The following is a 1,197-nucleotide window of genomic DNA, read 5'->3' on the forward strand; positions in this document are numbered from 1 at the left end:
CCGCCTCCAAGCCTGGACTACCCCGCCATTATCGAATGGTCCAAACCCCTGCCGCCCGAACAATGGGCCAAGCGTTCTCCCGAGTTGGAAGCTGCCATCGCCAAGCGTGAGGCCGAATTGCTCGCGCAGACGCAACACACGGAACAAACATGAGTACACCACCCGCAGGCACTACTAAAAAGCGGCTGTTCTCGCGTAACGATTACTTGGCGCCTTTGCCCATCCCTACCGGCGAAAATCCCGCAGATGTACTCAATACGATATGGCGCAAGAACGACGTGTTTGTCGACATTGGTATTTACAGTATCGGTTCGGCGGTGGATTTCGATGCGCCGAAAGATGACGTCTACATCGACGCGGGCACCGTGGAAGCCTCGATCGAAAGCACCACCGGTGGTGATTTCGAGAAACTGGCGGTAGACGAGACCCCAGCTGTTACTGAAGTCAAAGACACCACCGACACTTCGACCGTGGAGCTGACCGCAGATGTCGGCACCATTGGTGAAGGCGGCGTGATCACTTACACCGCGACTGTCAGCGCGCCGGTCACCGGCTCCGACCTGGTTATCAACCTGGCCAACGGTCAGCACATCACCATTCCGGTTGGCCAGAGCACCGGCACCGTTGAATACACTGTCCGTACAGTGACACTTACAAAGAGTGAGCGCGTGGCTTGCTGTGTTCCCGTGTTTGCTGTGTTGACACTATCGCGCGTTGTTCCTCGGGGGGATGGATCAATGAACAAACTGGCTGGAAAATCCTGTGGGATGCACGCGGCCTTTATGTCGCATCCGTCAGCCTGAATGGCGTGCCCGTGACTCACGCATATGTGCGGCACGATCAAATCATGGCGGCTGGAGAATTGCGGTTCACCCTGCAATCGATGCCGAACACGGTATGGGCGGCTGGAGCTGCAGATGCGGGCACCGTTGAAGCCTCGATCGAAAGCACCACCGGTGGCGATTTCGAGAAACTGGCGGTAGACGAAACCCCAGCTGTTACCGAAGTCAAAGACACCACCGACACTTCGACCGTAGAACTGACGGCAGACGTCGGCACTATCGGTGAAGGCGGCGTGATTACTTACACCGCTACCGTTAGCGCGCCGGTCACCGGCTCGGACCTGGTCATTAACCTGGCCAACGGTCAGCACATCACCATTCCAGTGGGTCAAAGCACCGGTACGGTGGAGTTTGT

2 protein-coding genes are annotated in these 1,197 nt (G+C 57.2%); both read left to right on the forward strand.

Going from position 1 to position 1,197, the window contains the following annotated elements:
- Positions 1-149 precede the first annotated feature (149 nt).
- Positions 150-803: an immunoglobulin-like domain-containing protein gene (locus V0R60_RS26785; RefSeq protein ID WP_330143369.1), complete on the forward strand. Its 654-nt coding sequence runs from the start codon at positions 150-152 to the stop codon at positions 801-803.
- A 44-nt stretch (positions 804-847) separates the two neighbouring features.
- The coding region (locus V0R60_RS26790) for an immunoglobulin-like domain-containing protein (RefSeq protein ID WP_330143370.1) at positions 848-1,197 on the forward strand (350 nt) is incomplete at its 3' end.

The sequence above is a fragment of the Pseudomonas auratipiscis genome, from assembly GCF_036324085.1.
GTDB classification, from domain to species: Bacteria; Pseudomonadota; Gammaproteobacteria; order Pseudomonadales; family Pseudomonadaceae; genus Aquipseudomonas; species Aquipseudomonas auratipiscis.